Source organism: Streptomyces smyrnaeus, from assembly GCF_017676345.1.
Taxonomy (GTDB): Bacteria; Actinomycetota; Actinomycetes; order Streptomycetales; family Streptomycetaceae; genus Streptomyces; species Streptomyces smyrnaeus.
In genome coordinates this window covers 18,255-35,299 of record NZ_JAFFZM010000040.1, presented here as the reverse complement: position 1 = coordinate 35,299, position 17,045 = coordinate 18,255, and the positions used below count along the sequence as shown (strand labels likewise).

Below are 17,045 nucleotides of genomic sequence, written 5' to 3'. Positions count from 1 at the left end.
CCCTTCTTCCTCTGCAATCCAGAGGACGTGCCCGTACGACACCTACAGTCGTGCATGCAGTCGTGCATGCGGCCTTCCGTGCTGACTCCACCTGCTGGAGTCTGGAGTGCGCGGAGAAGACGAAGAGGAAGAAGGCAATGGGAGACGTGTTCCTGGCGCTGTCGATGTCGCTCGACGGCTATGTTGCCGGTCCCAAGGACGACGTCGAGCTGTTGCATCGCTGGTTGTTCAACGGGGAGGCAGCGAGCCGGCACGGGCACGGCCTGAGCATGGTGGAGGCCAGCCGCGAGGTCGTCGACGATTACTTCGACCGTGCCGGGGCGTGCGTCGTCGGGCGCCGGACGTTCGAACTGGCGGGGCGATGGGGCGGTCGACCGCCTTTTCCGATGCCGTATTTCGTGGTCTCCCACGACGTTCCCGACGAACTGGCCGGTCCGGATGCGCCCTTCACCTTCGTCACCGACGGTGTGGAGAGCGCGATCACACGGGCCCGAGCCGCTGCCGACGGCAAGAACGTCAGTGTCATGGGCGCCGACGTGCCCCAGCAGGCGATCCGGGCCGGGCTGCTGGACGAGCTGCTGATCCACCTCGTGCCGGTGCTGTTGGGCGGCGGCAAGCGCCTGTTCGAGCACCTGGGCGGGGAGCCGCTGGAGCTCGACCGTAGGGAGGTCGTCGCGACGCCGGACGGCATCACACATCTGCGGTACCGGATCGTGCGGTAGACGGCAGGGCGGAGCAGCCCGCGCTGCGGCTGTCTACGGTTTCGTCGGCAGGTGGAGGACCGATGTCAGTGGTGGGTCGAGCCGACCGTCAGATGACCGTGCGGCCATGCGGCGGCCGTGCTCGACCACGCTCTGGGTGAGCGCGTTGAGGAGCGGCAGTACCTCCGGGTCCTCGCCCACTACATACAGCGTGCCCGCTTCGGCGATGAAGGATTCCAACGCAAGGCGATCGGCTCGTTCGGCCGAGCATGCGTTGCGTACATGGAGCCGGCCGAGCGGTGCCAGAGCGCGGCGGATCAGGGCGACCGCGTCGGCACGCAGTTGCGGGTGACCCGCGAGCGCGGACTCCAGCTCACCGGCGGCGCCGGAGGTGGCCTTGGGGTGGGTGCGCAGGATACGTACGGCGTCGGCCGTCTGGCCCGTGGCGAGCGCCCAGCGGTGCACCTCGCGGAAGGGGCGCTTCTCCAGTGCGGCGGCGTGCAGCCAGCAGCGGAGGACGGTCTCCGCCGTGGTGTGGATCGTCGCGTCGATGGGGCGTGGGGAACGCAGGGGCGCCAGGAGGGATGTCGCGCGGGACGCGGCCGTGGCGCGGTCGGCGCAGCCGTGGTGGGGGGACCAGCGGAGGCGGTCGGGGGTGTCACAGGCGTGCGTCGGGTCGAAGAGGTGGACAGGGCCGAGCTTGGCGCGGGCCGTCTTGGTGGCGGTCCACAGGTCCGGCGTGGCCGCGCTGACGAGCGCGGCGCCCGGGGCCTCCAGGATCTGCGTCACCGGGTCCTCGGCACCCGCTCCGCGGGCTCCTGGACCGCCACTCGTGCCGGAGGCGGCTCCGGCGCCTGCCGTGCCCAGCAGGGTGGGAGCGAGCGGGCTGGGCGGGCCGACAGGAGGTGCCTGCCGGGTGGGCGCCCCCTGCTCTTGGGGCGGGGCGAGAGGTGCTTCGGCGGAGGGTGACTGGGCCGGCGGCGGGAAGGTCGGCGATGCCGACCCCGGTGCCGACCCCGGCCCCGGGGCGGATGCCGGTGCCGACGCTGCCGCCGACGCCGACGTGGGGTCCGTCGCTGACGAGGGCGGTGGAGGATTCCCGGGCTCCCCGGTGGGTGCCCCACCTTGGTCGCTCTGGTCGCCCTGGTTGCGCTTGTCGCCCCGGTCACCCCGGTGCTCCGCGGATCCGGGGCTGCCGCCCTCGCGTGGGCTCTCCTGCTCCTGGCCGGGCCGGTCGCGCAACATGCGCCTGGCCTTTCGTACGGCCCGGGCGCGGGCGACGGTGCCCATGACGAAGACCGTGAGCACCATCAGCACCATCAGTTGGCTGATGAAGACGCCCCAGAACAGGCCGTAGCCGGAGAGTTGTCCGCGTGGGGTCGACGGCCAGGCGCCGGGGATGTCGTGCGGCTCGGTGATCAGCTCGCGTACGGCGAGCGGAGTCCTGCCGAAGGTGACGTCGTCGGGCCAGGCTCCGTGCGAGAGGAGGCCCGCCAGTCCCGTCGCCGTCCACACGAAGACGGTGAGGCCCAGCAGGAAGGCGAGGACGCCCACCAGGAGGCCGTCGGGGATGCCGGGGCCGCCCCCACCGGATGCGCGGCGCATCCGGTGCGGTTCATGGTCATGGTCCGGGTGGTTGCCCGGGCGGTGGTGACGCTCGCGGTCGTCGTATGGCATCGGTACCGGTATTCAAGCGGGGCCGGTCGGTGGCGGCAAGATCCCCTCGGCGGCTTCACCGAGTGGGATGGTCGTGCGGTGCCCTGTCAGGCGACGCCCGAGCCGGGCGTCGCCGGTCCGGACGGGGCGCGTTCCATCGCCATGGCGCGCGCTTCGGTCTCGGCCTCCAGGTCCGCTTCCAGCGCGGCCTCGAAGGAGGCGGCTTCCGCCTCGGCCTCGGCGGCGCTCTCGGTCATGGCGCGGTCGGTGAAGACGAGCGGGCGTTCGGCCTCGGTGACCAGGTGTTTGACGACCTGCACATTGCCGTTGACGTCCCATACGGCGATACCGGGCGACAGGGTGGGGATGATCTCCACCGCCCAGCGCGGCAGGCCCAGCACCTTGCCGGTGGCGCGGGCCTCGTCCGCTTTCTGGGCGTAGATCGTCCGGGTGGAGGCCATCTTCAAGATTGCTGCGGCCTCGCGTGCCGCCGCTCCGTCCACCACGTCGGAGAGGTGGTGGACGACGGCGACGAAGGAGAGACCGAGTCGGCGGCCGAACTTCAGCAGCCGCTGGAAGAGCTGTGCCACGAAGGGGCTGTTGATGATGTGCCACGCCTCTTCGACCAGGAAGATCCGCTTGCGCCGGTCGGGGCGGATCCAGGTGTGTTCGAGCCAGACTCCGACGATCGCCATCAGGATCGGCATGGCGATGGAGTTGCGGTCGATGTGGGAGAGGTCGAACACGATCAGTGGCGCGTCCAGGTCGATGCCGACCGTCGTCGGCCCGTCGAACATGCCGCGCAGGTCACCGTCGACCAGCCGGTCGAGGACGAGGGCGACGTCCAGGCCCCAGTCGCGTACGTCGTCCAGGGCGACGTTCATCGCCTCGGCCGACTCCGGCTTGGGGTGGCGCAACTGTTCGACGATGTCGGTGAGCCGCGGCTGGCGGTCGGTGATGGTGGAGTTGACGTAGGAGTGCGCGACCTTGAGGGCGAAGCCGGACCGCTCGTCGAGGCCGTGGCCCAGGGCGACCTCGATGATGGTGCGCAGCAGCGCCAACTGGCCGGTCGTGGTGATGGCCGGGTCGAGCGGGTTGAGGCGGATGCCCTGGTCGAGCGCGGCGGTGGGGTCGAGGCGGATCGGGGTTATGCCCATCTCCTCGGCGATCAGGTTCCATTCGCCGACGCCGTCCTCACCCTGCGCGTCCAGGACCACCACCTGCCGGTCCCGGAAGCGCAGCTGGCGCAGCACATACGTCTTCTCCAGCGCGGACTTGCCGTTGCCGGACTCGCCCAGCACCAGCCAGTGCGGGGCCGGCAGCTGCTGTCCGTACAGCTGGAAGGGGTCGTAGATGTAGCCCTTCCCGCTGTAGACCTCGCGGCCGATGATGACGCCGGAGTCGCCCAGCCCCGGCGCGGCCGTCGGCAGATAGACGGCCTGCGCCTGGCCCGTGGACGTACGGACGGGCAGGCGGGTCGTCTCCGTCTTGCCGAACAGGAAGCCGGTGAATGCTTCGGTGATGGCGGACAGGGGATCGAGCGCGGCCATGCTGGCTACCTCCGGCCTGGAGCGGCGGTGCGGGGGTGGAGCTGCGGTACGGCGACGGAACTGGTGGGGGGCATGGGGGTCTCCTCAGCGCCGGATGCCGGTGGCGAAGGGGAGGGTGTTGACGAAGGCGCGGTGATGCTCCCTGTCGCACCATTCCAGCTTCAGATAGCTCTTGCCCGCCGAGGCGCGGATCGTGCGCTTGTCCCGGGCGAGCGCGTCCGGTGACCGGGACGAGACGGTGATGTAGCCGACGAGGTTGACGCCCGCCGCGCCCGAAGCCAGGTCCTCGCCGCGCTGGTCGACGCGACCGCTCGCGGCGATGTCGCGCGGGTCGACGGTACGGTTCATCTTCGCCGAACGGCTGGCCTCCGCCTCGTCGTTCGTCTTCTCCGTGAGCATCCGCTCGATGGCCAGCTCGGTCGGCTCCAGGTCCATCACCACGGCGACGGTGCGGATCACATCCGGGGTGTGCACCAGCAGCGGCGCCAGGAAGTTGACGCCGACCGGGGTCATCGGCCACTCCTTCACCCACGCCGTGGCGTGGCACCACGGCTCGCGGGTGACCGACTCGCGGGTCTTGGCCTGCAGATACGTCGGCTCGACCGCGTCCAGCTCGGCCGGCCAGGCGTTGCGCTTGGACATCGCCTGTATGTGGTCGATGGGGTGGTCGGGGTCGTACATCGAGTGGATCAGCGACGCCAGCCGGGCCTGGCCGAGCGGCTGCCGCACCCGGATGTCCGCCTCGGTGAGCCGGGCGCAGATGTCCGTCAACTCGCGGGCCATCACTATGGCCAGCCCCTCGTCCTTGGTCAGCTTGCGGCCTGCCGTGCGGCGGGCCGCCTTGGCGATGGTGGCGCCCTCGGTGGCCAGCTCGCGGCCGTAGGGCATACAGGCGACGAGGTAGGCGCGGTGCTGCTCGCTGGAGGTGGAGACCATCGACAGGAGCTGCTCGTAGGAGGAGCGCAGCCACCCGGCGGCCCGCTCGTTGCCGCGCTGGGCGACGTCCTTGGCGTGCGCGTCCGGGTCGGCGGGCAGCGTACGGGCCAGCATCTGCAGCCGCGTCACATAGCCGTCGCCGTTGGCCACATGCTTCAGCAGCGTGCCGAACCGTTCGACCAGGGCCTCCTGGTCCTCGCTGTCGCGCAGCCCGACGCCCGGGCCCTCGATCTCGATGGCGGCGGTCACGGTGCGGCGGTCGGCGTGCAGCAGCACGGCGATCTCGTCGGGCCCGAACGGTGCCGACACCCAGTTGATCCGGCCCACGCCGGGCGGCGGACCGATCTCCATCTCACGGCCGTCGAGCATGGTGCCCGCCTCGACGGCGTCCGAACGATACCTCGTACCGCGGCGCAGCAGCCGCTTGTAGGAGCGGTTGATCTCGAACCACCTGTAGAACGTACGGCCCTTGTACGGCACATAGACAGCCGCCAGCGCGAGCGCCGGGAAGCCGACCAGGGCGGGGATACGGAACGACAGAACGGGGATGAGCAGACCGCTCATCATGCCGAGGAAGGCACCGACGACGATCAGGGCGATCTCGCCCGTCTCGCGGTTCTTCCCGACGATGGCGTTGGGCCGGGCCCTGCCGATCATGTACGTACGGCGCGGCGAACCCAGCGAGGATCCGGCCGAGTGGGACGACGTCGTCATCCGCGGTCACCTCCCGAACCGCGGGGCCGACCGGACTGGGACCCGCCTGTGCCCGAGGAGCTCTGGCGGGGCGGGCGGGCCGAGTGGGGGGTCGTGGCGGCGGGCGCGGCCGGGGCCGGCTGCCGGGGTGCCGGCTCCTCGCCGCCACCGCCGCCTCCGCCACCGCCTCCGCGGGAACTGTGGGCGGAGACCCCGCCGGACACGGCCGAGCCGGAGGACTTGCCGCCGCCTCCGCCGGACGAGGACGCGCTGGCGGCCGGAGCGCTCTGGCCGCCGCCCCTGCCACCGTGGGTGTTGATGCCCTGCCGGACGAGCGCGGCCGGCGAGGCCACCACCGCGGCGGCGGACCGGGAGGAGGAGCGGACCGCGTTGCGGTGCGCGGCGATGTCGTCGCCGAAGCCGGGGACGAAGCGGTAGATCATCGCGCTGGCGAAGATCGCCAGCAGAATGATGGCCAGCCCCGACACGATTGCCGAGACCGAGTCCGGCCCGTCCCCGCCGGCGAGCGCGCCCGCGAGACCGAGCACTATCACGATCACGGGCTTCACAAGGATCACAGCGATCATGATGCCCGCCCAGCGGCGGACATGTCCCCACAGATTCTTGTCGACCAGGCCCGCGTAGACGGCGGTGCCCAGGAGGGCGCCGACGTACAGCAGCGCCGCCCGCACCACCAGTTCGAGATACAGCACGCCCGCCGCGATGATCGACACCAGCGAGACGACGATCAGCATGATCGGGCCGCCGCCGATGTCGTCGCCCTTCTCCAGGGCCTTGGAGAACGTGCCGAAGAACGCGTCCGTCTTCTCCGACGTACCCGACGCGATGACCTCCGTGACCCCGTCGGTCGCCGACACCACCGTGTAGAGGATCAGCGGCGTGAAGGCCGACGCCAGCACCGTCAGCCAGAGGAACCCGATCGCCTCCGTGATGGCCTCCGTGAACGGCACCCCACGCACCGCCCGCTTCGCCACCGCCAGCAGCCACAGGGTGAGCGTCAGAATCGTCGACGCGGCGAACACCACGGCGTACTGCCGCAGGAACTCGGTGTTCGTGAAGTCGACCTTCGTCGTCGAATCCACGAGCTTCGCCAACTTCTCCACCGTCCAACTCGCCGCCTCCGCACAACCCTTCGCGAGGGAGGAGAGGGGGTCGGTAGCGGCGGTGGGATCGTCGAGCGGACTGGAGGGGGAGTCGCCGCTGCCTCGCTCGCAGTCCTCCTGCCAGGGGCCCGGAGCGTCGTCGCAATCGTCCTTGGGCTCGGCCACGGCACGGGTCGCCAGGAGGACGGCAGCAACCTGCAGGCCCGTCAGGGCCGATCCCAGGGTGAGGAGGCGGCGCCGAGAGTTAGCGGGCATAGGTGAAGCCTCCGAACTTTTCCACGGCGTCGGAGATCTCTTCCGCCCCCGAGGCCCTGTTGTCGCCGTTCACCGGAGCGGGGCCCTCCTTCTGCGCGAAGTCCTGCACCTTCCAGTCCCCGTCGGTCCACTTGAGGTCGAGGGTGAGTGTGAACCAATCATTCCTGACCGGGTTGGTGGACTTCTTTCCGGCGTTGCCGAAGACACCCGTGCACCACACGTCGAGCTTCGCCGTGTTGTCGTCGTACTTGCGGACCTGGGTGCCGACGGGGACGGTGCGGGAGATGAACGTGGCCCCCTTCGGGGGGTTGCCGTCCTTGTCGAGGCCGAGGCTGGAGAGAAGGTTCGACGAATATGCCTTCTTCATCCGCTTGATGGTCGGGTCCACCTGGTTCGGGGTGAAGAGCTGCTGAATGATCTCTTGCCTCTTGTCGGCCTTCATCATGTCAGCGGACACCAGCGCGACAGCGTAGTTCGCCGCGGCGCTCTGTGCCCCCCGCTCGCTGTGGGGGAAGCCGGAGGCGAGGGCGTTGGGGGAGTTCTTCACAGGTTTTTCACCGGAGGGGGCGGTGGGTTGGGCTCGGGGGGCGGTGCCGTCCTTCCCGTCGGAGGCGGCGTTGCCGCTTTCACCGCCGCCGTCACCGTCGCTGCCGCCGCGGTTGGCGAAGGCTATGGCGGCGATGAGGAGGACGACCACGGCGACGACCGTCACCAGGCTCCGCCCGGGGCGGGTGGGTGGGCGGTTGGCGCCGCCTTCGCTGCCTGGTAGGCGTGTTCGAGTCGTTGTCCGTGCGCCATCACGGGCGCCGGGCACGCCTTCGCTGGTGCGAGTACGCGCGTCGTACTCGTCGCCGCCGCCGATGTTCATGCCGGCCTGGCCCCCTCGACCTCTGTCGCTCAACTGCCGTCACTGCATTGTCCCCTCAGATGACGGTAGCGGGGTCACACCGCGCATGTGCCGTGTGCAAGCCAGGTGAACGGCAGCATTTCGAACGCCGCGCCGGTGCGCCGTCCGTGTCCTTGCCGCTCGTGGCGCGAGGGCGCGCACGTTGCGGGCGGCTTCCGCGCACTGGTGCGCCCCCGGTGCTCCGGATGACCGGGCGGGATCTGAGTACCTGCACCCATGTGCAGGGGGCCGCAGGGCGGCACGCTGCGGGTATGACTGATGTGACTCCTTCCGTTCAGAGACCCACCACCGCGGCGTTCTTCGTGCAGTCGGCGATTGCTTTCGGGGTGTCGCTGGTGGCGCTGCTCGTCGGGATCGTGCGGCTGCCCGTCGGCCCGTGGGAGCGCGGGTATCTCGGGCTCGGGCTCGTTTTCGTGGTGTCCTCCGCGTTCACGCTGGCCAAGTGCGTACGGGACCGGCAGGAGGTGTCGGAGGTGACGAACAGGGTGGACAAGGCGCGGATCGACAAGCTGCTGACCGAGGTCGATCCGTTCGGCCAGAGCAAGGGGTGAGTGCGCGGGGCACGGCGGCGTGAGCCCGGTGGCGCGGCTCCGGTCGTCCCGGTCGATCCCGGTGGTCGGCCCAGGCCCGTCCGGTGGACTGTCAGGCGCGCTTGCGTGCCAGGGTGACGCCGTCGCGCAGGGGCAGCATGACGGACTCCATGCGGGCGTCGGCCGTGACCGTGTCGTTGATCTTGCGGATGGCGACGTCCGCCTCGTCCTGCGCGGCCGGGTCCACGACGCGGCCCGCGCGCAACACGTTGTCCAGCACGATCAGCCCGCCGGGCCGCAGTCGGGGTACCAGCGCCTCGTAGTACGCCGGGTAGCCGACCTTGTCCGCGTCGATGAACGCGAAGTCCACGAACTCCTCCTGCGGCAGCCCGCTCAGCGTTTCGAGGGCGGGCGCCAGGTGCAGTTCGATGCGGTCGGTGAGGCCGGCGCGCTGCCAGTAGCGGCGGGCGATGGACGTCCACTCCTCCGAGACGTCGCAGGCGATCAGCCGCCCGCCGGCGGGCAGGCCGCGTGCGATGCAGACGGAGGAGTAGCCGGTGAACACGCCGACCTCGACCGCGGTCTCGGCCCCCGTCAGCCGGACCAGCATCGTGAGGAACTCGCCCTCGTCGTGCGTGATCTGCATGGTGGGGAAGTCCGGCACGCGCTCGTGGGTCTCCTCGACGAGGTCGCGGAGGATCTCGTCGGCCGGCGTGCAGTGGGCCAGCAGATAGTCGTCGAGGGCGGGGTTCACGATGTCCATGGAACTCCTGGGTGAGCGGGCGCGGGCGCACCCGGATGTCGGTGGTGGGGCGGTCCGAACGGCGCCCTGCCGCGGCCGGTCGGCGTGTGCCGTGCCGTGGACGGTCGCTAGACCGCCATGCCGTAGACGATGGTGAACAGGGTGCCGAGCGAGCCGATGATGAACACGCCGGTCAGCCCGGCGACGATCAGCCCTTTGCCCTGCTCGGCGCTGAAGGTGTCGCGGAGGGCTGTCGCGCCGATGCGCTGTTTGGCCGCGCCCCAGATCGCGATGCCGAGGCAGAGCAGGATGGCCACGGCCATGATGACCTCGATCATGATCCGGGCCTCCTGGCCCAGGGAGCCGAACGGGCCCCAGTCCGGCGCGATGCCGCCGATGATGGTGGTGATATCGCCTTTGTCAGCCGCCAGGAACATGGTGAACTCACCGCCTAGTTTCAAGGTTCGTCTCTGACGGATTGTGCCATGACCCGGTGACAAGGGGAGCGTCGCGCTTGCCCTAAGTGGCCCGACTTCGTGGCCGATTCGCCGACTCGTCGTCGCCGATCCGCCGACGCCGATCCGCCGACGCCGCGGTCCCGCCCGGGCCTCGCCGGGGACGGCGCGGGGAGTGAGGGCACCGGAGGGGGAGGTGGGGCTCCTCGGGCGGGGCGGAGGGCGTTTCCTGGAGCGGCGTGGAACGCTGTCGGTGGGCTTCAGGGGGCGCGGTGGGCATGGAGTGTTTCCCGAAGGGGCATCAGTCGCTCGGTCGTACTTCTGTGCGCCCCCGGTGATCCCGGTGCCCGATGCGGGACGGGGCCGCGTTCACCTCCGCGCCCGTTGTCCGCCGTTCCCCTTCGCGGATCGGCCTGGAATGATATGGCCGCGTGGTCGGCGTTACTGAACTGGTGTCCTGTGGGGGAGGGTTGGGGAGTGCGCCGTAGAAGAGCGTGGCTGCTGGCGATCGGTGGCGGGCTGGGAGTGCTGTCCCTGTTCGTCACGCTGCTCGTGGTGGGCACGTACGTGGCTTCCGCCAGCCTGCTGGGCGCGGGTGGCGGGGCCGTCGCGCTCGCCAAGGGCGCTGTGCCGGCTGCCTACGCGAAGCTCATCCAGAAGGCCGGCAACATGTGCGAGGCGATCAACCCCGCACTGCTGGCCGCGCAGCTCAAGCAGGAGAGCGGCTTCAACCCCAACGCGCAGAGCCCCGCGAAGGCGCAGGGCATAGCCCAGTTCATCCCGGCCACCTGGGCGACGCACGGTCTGGATGCCAACGGCGACGGCAAGAAGAACGTGCACGACCCGGAGGATGCCATTCCGTCCGCGGCGAGCTACGACTGCAAGCTGGCCGCGAACGTCAAGAACGTACCGGGCAACCTCACGGACAACATGCTCGCCGCCTACAACGCGGGTCCGTACGCGGTCATCAAGTACGGCGGGGTGCCGCCCTACAGCGAGACCAAGAACTATGTGGCGACCATCCGCAGGATGGAGCAGAGCTTCGCGGCGCCCAGCGGTCGGCTCAGCCCCACCAAGCAGGGCGCCGGCGCCATCGCCTTCGCACAGAGCAAGCTGGGGACGCCGTATCTGTGGGGCGGCAACGGTACGCCGGAGCAGGGCGGCCGGTTCGACTGCTCGGGTCTGACGAAGGCGGCGTTCGCGAAGGTTGGTGTCACGCTGCCGCGGGTGGCCAACGACCAGTACGACACCGGGCCGCACCCCAAGCGGAGTGAACTCCTCCCTGGGGACCTGGTGTTCTTCGCCCACGATCTGACCAACTCCCGGACCATCCACCATGTGGGCATCTACGTCGGTGGTGGCAAGATGATCAACGCTCCCTACACGGGGGCGAAGATCCGCTACGACCCCATCGACACTCCCGACTACTTCGGGGCGACCCGGCCGAGCGCCAAGTGAGCGTTTGTGTGCGCAGCGTAGGGATTGCGCCAACAATCCGTGAGGCACAGGCCTTGAGCTGCGCGTATGGGTCACCCTTGGGTAACGTCCTGGTGATCGTTCGGTAAGAACGGAACGGTTCGCCTGACGCAGCGCGTTTTTCTCCACGGAATGGGACTTCCGCACCGCGACCACGGGGGGTCGTCAGCGCAGATCCAGCGATGAGCACACAGCCGAAGTGAGGGGCCGCACCGCGATGGCACTCTGGGACAACCCTGATGTCGAACTGCTCTACGAGATCAACGGGCTGGCCAAGGACGCACCCACCTGGGCCGACCGGGTCATGGAGTACATCGGGGAGTACGGCATCGCCGTGGGGCTCGTCGTACTGGCCCTGTGGGCCTGGTGGGGCGTGACGCGCAAGCGGGAGAGCCGGGACGAGGCGCTGAGCGGCTTCGCCGGACTGGTCTGGGCCCCGCTGGCCGCGGTGATCGCCATCGTCGTCAACATCCCCATCCGGGGCTTCGTGGAGCGACCGCGGCCCTTCATGGAGCACAAGGGCGTGGAGGTTCTGGTCGAGGGCAAGACGGACTTCTCGTTCGTCAGCGACCACGCCACCCTCACCATGGCCATCGCCGTGGGCATCTTCATGGTCCAGCGCAAGCCCGGTCTCGTCGCCATCGGACTGGCGCTGCTGGAGGCCTTCTGCCGCGTCTACATGGGCGTGCACTACCCCACGGACGTCATCGGTGGACTCGCGCTGGGCACCGCCGTGGCGCTGCTGCTGGCTCCGGTCGCCATGTGGGCGCTGACGCCGCTGGTGCGGGTGGTGGCCGGAAACGCACGGCTGGAGGTACTGCTGTGGGCGGGTGCCGCTGCTGCCGCCGTCGCGGCGGGCGGCCGGGCCGTGGGGCGGCGCGGCGAGGGGGAGCCCCGCCGCACCAGGGACCGCGACCTGGCAGCGTGATCTGACCCCGAACCGGTCCAGGTACGGCCCAGGTCCAGGTCCAGATCCGGCCCCGGCTCCGGTCCAGGCATCGGCCTTCGAGCAGTACGCCGCGAGTTACAGCGCCCCCGCCGCATCGCCCGGCGGGGGCGTCGGCGTGTGGTCGCCGTGCTCGCGCTGGTGTGCATGGCAGTCCGCACGGGCGCGGTCGCGGGCGCGGCGTGCCGGGCCGCGCCAGCCGCAGGTGCACGATGCGGAGCAGAAGGAGCCCCGCTCGTTCAGCGACGTCCCGTGCGGGACGGTGTGGGCCGTGGGGCGTACCGGGTCCGGCTGGTGTTCGGGAGCTCGCTCTCGCACATGACCACCGTACTCGGGCCGTGACGGCGTTCCCAGGGCCCTCGTTGAACCGTCGAATCCGGACCGGCCCCGCGAGACCGGGGCACCTGCCGGCCGAAGGCCGGGGGAGGCGGCGACCGGCAGCGAGGGGTCGGCTAGAGATGGCAGTGCGGCGGCAGTCCCGAGGCGGCGCGGTGTTCTTCCCGCTCGGGATGGTGGCGCTCGGTGCCGTGCTGCTGTCGGTCGCCGGATGCTCGGGGGACGGCGCTGTGGCGACTGCCGGGCCGTCAGCGGTCGGGACCGCCCGGCCCGGACCGGCCGCCGTGGTGGCGGCGGCCGACGAGCTGGCCCGGGCCGGGACGGCACGGGTGCGTACGGCGATGGAGATGGTCAGCGGCCATACGCGCGTCACCATCGAGGGGCGGGGCGCCTTCGACCTGGCCGCCCGCACCGGCAGGCTGCGGGTCACGCTGCCGCCCGGCGTCGACGGGGCGCGGCCGGGGGAGCGCAGGCTGGTGCGCGAGCTGGTCACGCCGGGCGCGCTCTATATGCGCCACCGCGCGGGGGTGCCGGCCGACAAGTGGGTGCGGGTGGACACCACGGGGTTGCCGGACGGGAACCTGGTGACGGGTGGCGCGACCGACCCGGTCACCGCCGCACAACTGTTGCGCGGCGCACGCCGAGTGGTCCACGAGGGCGTCACCGAGCTGGACGGCAGCCGCGTGTGGCACTACAGCGGCGTGGTCGACATCGAGCGGGCGGCTGAGGGTGCGCCACTGCTGGCGCGGCGGCAGCTGAAGGCAGCGGAGAAAGGGTTCTCCGGCCGTATGGTGCCGTTCGATGCCTATCTGGACGCGCAGGGGCGGCTGCGGAAGGTCCAGCACCGTTTCACTTTCGCCGCGGACCCGGACGGTCCGCCGGACGCGGACTACACGGTCTCCTCGACAACGACGCTGCACGCCTTCGGCGTCCGGGTGCGGATCAGGATGCCCGACCGCGGTGACATCTGGACCGGGAAGATCGCCGCTCCGTAGCCGTCGTACGGCAGCTGGGCCGGTCGCGCGCGGCGCCCGCGGTCGCCGCGCCGGCGGCGCGGGAGGGGACGGGAGCGGGACGGCCACCGTGCCGTGCCGGTAAATGATTCGGAAGTGCCATGCGCGCAGGCGGCGGTCTCCCTAGGCTGGGAGGCTGGGCCCAGGCCCGGCCGTGGCGCTCCGCCCGGTGGATCCGTGCAGCACGGGAGGTGATACGGGTGCCCGTACCGAAGCGTGACGACAGGGGCGACGGCCGTGGGGGCCGCTGCCGACGGCGTTCGCTGATGCACGACCACGTCGCTCTCGCCGAGATCGAACTGTGCGGCGAGCTGATGATCGCCGCGTCCGCCGCCGAGGGGCCGCTGAGCGCGGCCCGTATCGATGAGGTGCTGCGGCGAGCGGCGGACGAGCTGGACGACCTTCCCCGACCCGCCCGCTGAGGAGTTGCCCGCCCGCTGAGGAGCTGCCCCGCGTCTTGTCCGGTCCGTCCGACCGGCGGGCCGCCCGGCCCTGCGGCGGGCTGTCCGGTCCCGGCGGAGGGTCAGGTGCGCAGCAGGCGGGCGATGGCGGCGGTGGCTTCCTCCACCTTGGCGTCCATCTCGGCACCGCCGTCGAGCGCGGCGTGGGCCACGCAGTGCCGCAGGTGCTCCTCGAGGAGTTGGAGGGCGAAGGACTGCAGGGCCTTGGTGGAGGCGGAGACCTGGGTGAGTATGTCGATGCAGTAGACGTCCTCGTCCACCATCCGCTGCAGGCCGCGGACCTGACCCTCGATCCGGCGCAGTCGCTTGACGTGAGCGTCCTTGTTCTTGGTGTAGCCGTGCTCGCCGGTGGCCGCGTGTGCCGAGCAGCACTCCGAAGTGGCTTCGGCCACGGTTTCCGGCGTGTCCGGTGTGGTCTGCGGCGACGTCATACGGTCCTCCCGGGTGGTGGTGAGGGGCTGTCGAGGCCGTTATATCGGGCCCTTGATACCCCCAACGGGTATATGATACCGGACTTCTCGGAGCCCACTTCAGTACGCGAGTCTCCATGGGTGACACTGGGGGACGCCGGTTCGCTGTGGCCGGATGATGCGCCTAGCATCAACGAGACCGTCATCGATGCACCCCGAGGACCCCCAGTGCGCTTTCGTCTGACCCCCAGGGAGACGAGCTTCTACGACATGTTCGCGGCCTCCGCGGACAACATCGTGACCGGCTCGAAGCTCCTCATGGAACTGCTCGGGGCGGAATCCTCCGCGCGGAGCGAGATCGCCGAACGGATGCGCGCGGCCGAGCACGCGGGGGACGACGCGACGCACGCGATCTTCCACCAGCTCAACTCCTCCTTCATCACGCCGTTCGACCGCGAGGACATCTACAACCTGGCGTCCTCCCTCGACGACATCATGGACTTCATGGAGGAGGCCGTCGACCTCGTCGTCCTCTACCAGATCGAAGAGCTTCCCAAGGGGGTCGAGCAGCAGATCGAGGTTCTGTCGCGGGCCGCGGAGCTGACCGCGGAGGCCATGCCGAACCTGCGGACGATGGACAACCTCACCGAGTACTGGATCGAGGTCAACCGGCTGGAGAACCAGGCCGACCAGATCCACCGCAAGCTGCTGGCCCATCTGTTCAACGGCAAGTACGACGCCATCGAGGTCATGAAGCTCAAGCAGGTCGTGGACGTGCTGGAGGAGGCCGCCGACGCCTTCGAACACGTGGCCAACACCGTCGAGACCATCACGGTCAAGGAGTCCTGACGCTCCGTGGACACCTTCGCGCTGATCGTGACCGTCGGTGTCGCGCTCTTCTTCACGTATACGAACGGCTTCCACGACTCCGCGAACGCCATCGCGACGTCGGTCTCCACCCGGGCACTCACCCCGCGTGCAGCCTTGGCCATGGCCGCGGTGATGAACCTCGCGGGCGCCTTCCTCGGCAGCGGCGTCGCCAAGACCGTGAGCGAGGGGCTGATCGAGACCCCGCACGGCGACAGCGGCATGGCCATCCTGTTCGCCGCGCTGGTCGGCGCCATCACCTGGAACCTCATCACCTGGTACTTCGGGCTGCCGTCGTCCTCCAGCCACGCCCTGTTCGGCGGCATGGTGGGCGCGGCACTGGCAGGCAGCATCGCCGTCCACTGGTGGGGGGTGTTCGAGAAGATCGTCGTGCCGATGTTCCTCTCGCCGCTGGTCGGGATGGGCGTCGGCTATCTGGTGATGTGCGTCATCATGTGGCTCTTCCGCAAGTCGAACCCGCACCGTGCCAAGCGGGGCTTCCGCATCGCGCAGACCGTCTCGGCGGCCGGGATGGCCCTCGGACACGGTCTGCAGGACGCGCAGAAGACCATGGGTGTGGTCGTCATGGCGCTCACCATCGCCGATGTGCAGCAGCACAACGAGATTCCCATCTGGGTCAAGCTCGCCAGCGCCGCCATGCTGTCGCTGGGTACCTACGCGGGTGGCTGGCGCATCATGCGCACCCTGGGCCGCCGCATCATCGAGCTCGACCCGCCGCAGGGTTTCGCGGCGGAGACCACCGCGGCGTCCGTGATGTACACGGCTTCCTTCATGTTCCACGCGCCCATCTCCACCACCCATGTGATCACTTCGGCGATCATGGGCGTGGGGGCGACGAAGCGGGTCAGCGCGGTGCGCTGGGGCGTGGCGAAGAACATCGTTCTGGGCTGGTTCATCACCATGCCCGCCGCGGCCGTTGCTGCTGCGCTGATGTACTGGATCATCAAGCTCGTCTTCGGCTGACCCGCGCCCTGCCAGGGGCGCGGGGAACTGCTCCCCCAGCCTCCGACCGGGAGGTGCCCCCACAGCCACAGACCACCCGCAGACCGCAGCGGTGGCCCAAGGGGCACCCCCTCCCCGGTACGAACAGGGAGGGGGCGAGGAAAATGCCCGCGGTGGCACCGCCATGCAGCACCGCGGGCGGTCAAGGGGTGGGCGGTCGAGGCCGGCCCGGCCCAAGGGCTCAGCCGAAGCGGCCGGAGATGTAGTCCTCGGTGGCCTGGACCGACGGGTTGGAGAAGATGCGCTCCGTGTCGTCGATCTCGACGAGCTTGCCGGGCGCACCCACCTCGGCGAGGTTGAAGAAGGCGGTGCGGTCGGAAACCCGCGCCGCCTGCTGCATGTTGTGCGTCACGATGACGATGGTGAAGCGCTCCTTCAGCTCCCCGATCAGGTCCTCGATCGCCAGGGTCGAGATCGGGTCGAGCGCCGAGCAGGGCTCGTCCATCAGCAGCACCTGCGGTTCGACGGCGATGGCCCGGGCGATGCACAACCGCTGCTGCTGTCCGCCGGACAGGCCCGATCCCGGCCGGTTCAGCCGGTCCTTGACCTCGTTCCACAGGTTGGCGCCCTTGAGGGAGCGCTCGACGACCTCGTCGAGGTCCTTCTTGCGGTGCTCGCCGTTCAGCCGCAGCCCCGCCGCGACGTTGTCGTAGATGGACATGGTCGGGAAGGGGTTGGGCCGCTGGAAGACCATGCCGATGGTGCGCCGCACGGAGACGGGGTCGACACCGGTGCCGTACAGGTCCTCGTCGTCCAGCATCACCTTGCCGTCGACGCGTCCGCCGGGCGTCACCTCGTGCATGCGGTTGAGGGTGCGCAGGAAGGTCGACTTGCCGCAGCCGGAGGGGCCGATGAAGGCGGTCACGGAGCGGGGCTCGACGGTCATGGATATGTCGTCGATGGCACGGAAGTTGCCGTAGTAGGCGGTCAGGCCGCTGACGTCGATGCGCTTGGCCATGGGGGA

18 protein-coding genes are annotated in these 17,045 nt (G+C 70.0%); 8 read left to right on the top strand and 10 right to left on the bottom strand.

What is annotated here, in order from left to right; translation table 11 throughout:
* The first annotated feature begins 137 nt into the window (after positions 1-137).
* On the top strand, positions 138-722 hold the full coding sequence (locus JW613_RS34650) for a dihydrofolate reductase family protein (protein ID WP_209215148.1): 585 nt from the start codon (positions 138-140) through the stop codon (positions 720-722).
* A gap of 33 nt (positions 723-755) precedes the next feature.
* On the opposite strand, the gene JW613_RS34645 is transcribed toward JW613_RS34650, so the two are convergent.
* From JW613_RS34645 to JW613_RS34625, 5 genes are all read right to left on the bottom strand, one after another.
* Positions 756-2,378, bottom strand: coding sequence for a hypothetical protein (locus JW613_RS34645; RefSeq protein ID WP_245226884.1), 1,623 nt, complete (start codon positions 2,376-2,378; stop codon positions 756-758).
* Positions 2,379-2,464: 86 nt separating this feature from the next.
* Entirely contained in the window at positions 2,465-3,907 is a 1,443-nt protein-coding gene (locus tag JW613_RS34640) for an ATP-binding protein (RefSeq protein WP_099882471.1), read from the bottom strand.
* An 84-nt stretch (positions 3,908-3,991) separates the two neighbouring features.
* Entirely contained in the window at positions 3,992-5,557 is a 1,566-nt protein-coding gene (locus JW613_RS34635) for an SCO6880 family protein (RefSeq protein ID WP_209215146.1), read from the bottom strand.
* The gene (locus JW613_RS34630) at positions 5,554-6,915 is read right to left on the bottom strand and encodes a hypothetical protein (protein WP_209215144.1); all 1,362 of its coding nucleotides are present in this window, start codon (positions 6,913-6,915) and stop codon (positions 5,554-5,556) included. Before JW613_RS34630 ends, JW613_RS34635 begins: the two co-directional genes overlap by 4 nt.
* On the bottom strand, positions 6,905-7,783 hold the full coding sequence (locus JW613_RS34625; protein WP_209215142.1) for a DUF8175 domain-containg protein: 879 nt from the start codon (positions 7,781-7,783) through the stop codon (positions 6,905-6,907). The genes JW613_RS34630 and JW613_RS34625 overlap by 11 nt, the downstream gene beginning before the upstream one ends.
* Positions 7,784-8,073: 290 nt before the next feature.
* Here JW613_RS34625 and JW613_RS34620 point away from each other — a divergent pair, with 290 nt between their 5' ends.
* On the top strand, positions 8,074-8,373 hold the full coding sequence (locus JW613_RS34620; RefSeq protein WP_180289680.1) for a YiaA/YiaB family inner membrane protein: 300 nt from the start codon (positions 8,074-8,076) through the stop codon (positions 8,371-8,373).
* 91 nt (positions 8,374-8,464) lie between these two features.
* On the opposite strand, the gene JW613_RS34615 is transcribed toward JW613_RS34620, so the two are convergent.
* Positions 8,465-9,115: an O-methyltransferase gene (locus JW613_RS34615; RefSeq protein ID WP_209215140.1), complete on the bottom strand. Its 651-nt coding sequence runs from the start codon at positions 9,113-9,115 to the stop codon at positions 8,465-8,467.
* Between the two features lie 107 nt (positions 9,116-9,222).
* Entirely contained in the window at positions 9,223-9,531 is a 309-nt protein-coding gene (locus tag JW613_RS34610; protein WP_099882465.1) for a DUF8827 family protein, read from the bottom strand.
* Positions 9,532-10,026: 495 nt separating this feature from the next.
* Between JW613_RS34610 and JW613_RS34605 the strand changes: the two genes are divergently transcribed.
* On the top strand, positions 10,027-11,007 hold the full coding sequence (locus tag JW613_RS34605; protein WP_307866154.1) for a C40 family peptidase: 981 nt from the start codon (positions 10,027-10,029) through the stop codon (positions 11,005-11,007).
* A gap of 235 nt (positions 11,008-11,242) precedes the next feature.
* Positions 11,243-11,953 carry a phosphatase PAP2 family protein gene (locus JW613_RS34600; RefSeq protein ID WP_209215136.1) on the top strand — a complete coding sequence of 237 codons (711 nt, stop codon included), beginning with the start codon at positions 11,243-11,245 and terminating at the stop codon, positions 11,951-11,953.
* A gap of 96 nt (positions 11,954-12,049) precedes the next feature.
* Here JW613_RS34600 and JW613_RS34595 read toward each other — a convergent pair whose 3' ends face one another.
* Complete coding sequence (locus JW613_RS34595) at positions 12,050-12,289, bottom strand: hypothetical protein (protein WP_209215122.1); 240 nt, start codon at positions 12,287-12,289, stop codon at positions 12,050-12,052.
* A gap of 140 nt (positions 12,290-12,429) precedes the next feature.
* Between JW613_RS34595 and JW613_RS34590 the strand changes: the two genes are divergently transcribed.
* Both JW613_RS34590 and JW613_RS34585 read left to right on the top strand, forming a co-directional pair.
* Entirely contained in the window at positions 12,430-13,302 is an 873-nt protein-coding gene (locus JW613_RS34590) for an SCO4651 family lipoprotein (RefSeq protein ID WP_209215120.1), read from the top strand.
* A 218-nt stretch (positions 13,303-13,520) separates the two neighbouring features.
* Positions 13,521-13,742, top strand: coding sequence for a hypothetical protein (locus JW613_RS34585; protein ID WP_209215152.1), 222 nt, complete (start codon positions 13,521-13,523; stop codon positions 13,740-13,742).
* A gap of 101 nt (positions 13,743-13,843) precedes the next feature.
* Here the strand turns inward: JW613_RS34585 and JW613_RS34580 are convergent, their stop codons facing one another.
* Complete coding sequence (locus JW613_RS34580; protein WP_180289678.1) at positions 13,844-14,212, bottom strand: metal-sensitive transcriptional regulator; 369 nt, start codon at positions 14,210-14,212, stop codon at positions 13,844-13,846.
* Positions 14,213-14,419: 207 nt separating this feature from the next.
* On the opposite strand from JW613_RS34580, the gene JW613_RS34575 reads away from it, so the two are divergent.
* Positions 14,420-15,040, top strand: a complete 621-nt coding sequence (locus JW613_RS34575) for a DUF47 domain-containing protein (protein ID WP_099882457.1) — start codon at positions 14,420-14,422, stop codon at positions 15,038-15,040.
* 6 nt (positions 15,041-15,046) lie between these two features.
* Positions 15,047-16,042: an inorganic phosphate transporter gene (locus tag JW613_RS34570; RefSeq protein WP_209215118.1), complete on the top strand. Its 996-nt coding sequence runs from the start codon at positions 15,047-15,049 to the stop codon at positions 16,040-16,042.
* Positions 16,043-16,262: 220 nt separating this feature from the next.
* Here JW613_RS34570 and pstB read toward each other — a convergent pair whose 3' ends face one another.
* Entirely contained in the window at positions 16,263-17,039 is a 777-nt protein-coding gene (gene pstB / locus JW613_RS34565) for a phosphate ABC transporter ATP-binding protein PstB (RefSeq protein WP_099882454.1), read from the bottom strand.
* Positions 17,040-17,045: the final 6 nt, after the last annotated feature.

What these genes read in the sequence shown, in the direction of transcription:
- JW613_RS34610 (WP_099882465.1), bottom strand. Translation starts at nt 9,531, where the DNA reads ATGTTCCTGGCGGCTGACAAAGGCGATATCACCACCATCATCGGCGGC.
- JW613_RS34625 (WP_209215142.1), bottom strand. Translation starts at nt 7,783, where the DNA reads ATGAACATCGGCGGCGGCGACGAGTACGACGCGCGTACTCGCACCAGC.
- JW613_RS34640 (WP_099882471.1), bottom strand. Translation starts at nt 3,907, where the DNA reads ATGGCCGCGCTCGATCCCCTGTCCGCCATCACCGAAGCATTCACCGGC.
- JW613_RS34590 (WP_209215120.1), top strand. Translation starts at nt 12,430, where the DNA reads ATGGCAGTGCGGCGGCAGTCCCGAGGCGGCGCGGTGTTCTTCCCGCTC.
- JW613_RS34630 (WP_209215144.1), bottom strand. Translation starts at nt 6,915, where the DNA reads ATGCCCGCTAACTCTCGGCGCCGCCTCCTCACCCTGGGATCGGCCCTG.
- JW613_RS34580 (WP_180289678.1), bottom strand. Translation starts at nt 14,212, where the DNA reads ATGACGTCGCCGCAGACCACACCGGACACGCCGGAAACCGTGGCCGAA.
- JW613_RS34620 (WP_180289680.1), top strand. Translation starts at nt 8,074, where the DNA reads ATGACTGATGTGACTCCTTCCGTTCAGAGACCCACCACCGCGGCGTTC.
- JW613_RS34635 (WP_209215146.1), bottom strand. Translation starts at nt 5,557, where the DNA reads ATGACGACGTCGTCCCACTCGGCCGGATCCTCGCTGGGTTCGCCGCGC.
- JW613_RS34615 (WP_209215140.1), bottom strand. Translation starts at nt 9,115, where the DNA reads ATGGACATCGTGAACCCCGCCCTCGACGACTATCTGCTGGCCCACTGC.
- pstB (WP_099882454.1), bottom strand. Translation starts at nt 17,039, where the DNA reads ATGGCCAAGCGCATCGACGTCAGCGGCCTGACCGCCTACTACGGCAAC.
- JW613_RS34650 (WP_209215148.1), top strand. Translation starts at nt 138, where the DNA reads ATGGGAGACGTGTTCCTGGCGCTGTCGATGTCGCTCGACGGCTATGTT.
- JW613_RS34600 (WP_209215136.1), top strand. Translation starts at nt 11,243, where the DNA reads ATGGCACTCTGGGACAACCCTGATGTCGAACTGCTCTACGAGATCAAC.
- JW613_RS34645 (WP_245226884.1), bottom strand. Translation starts at nt 2,378, where the DNA reads ATGCCATACGACGACCGCGAGCGTCACCACCGCCCGGGCAACCACCCG.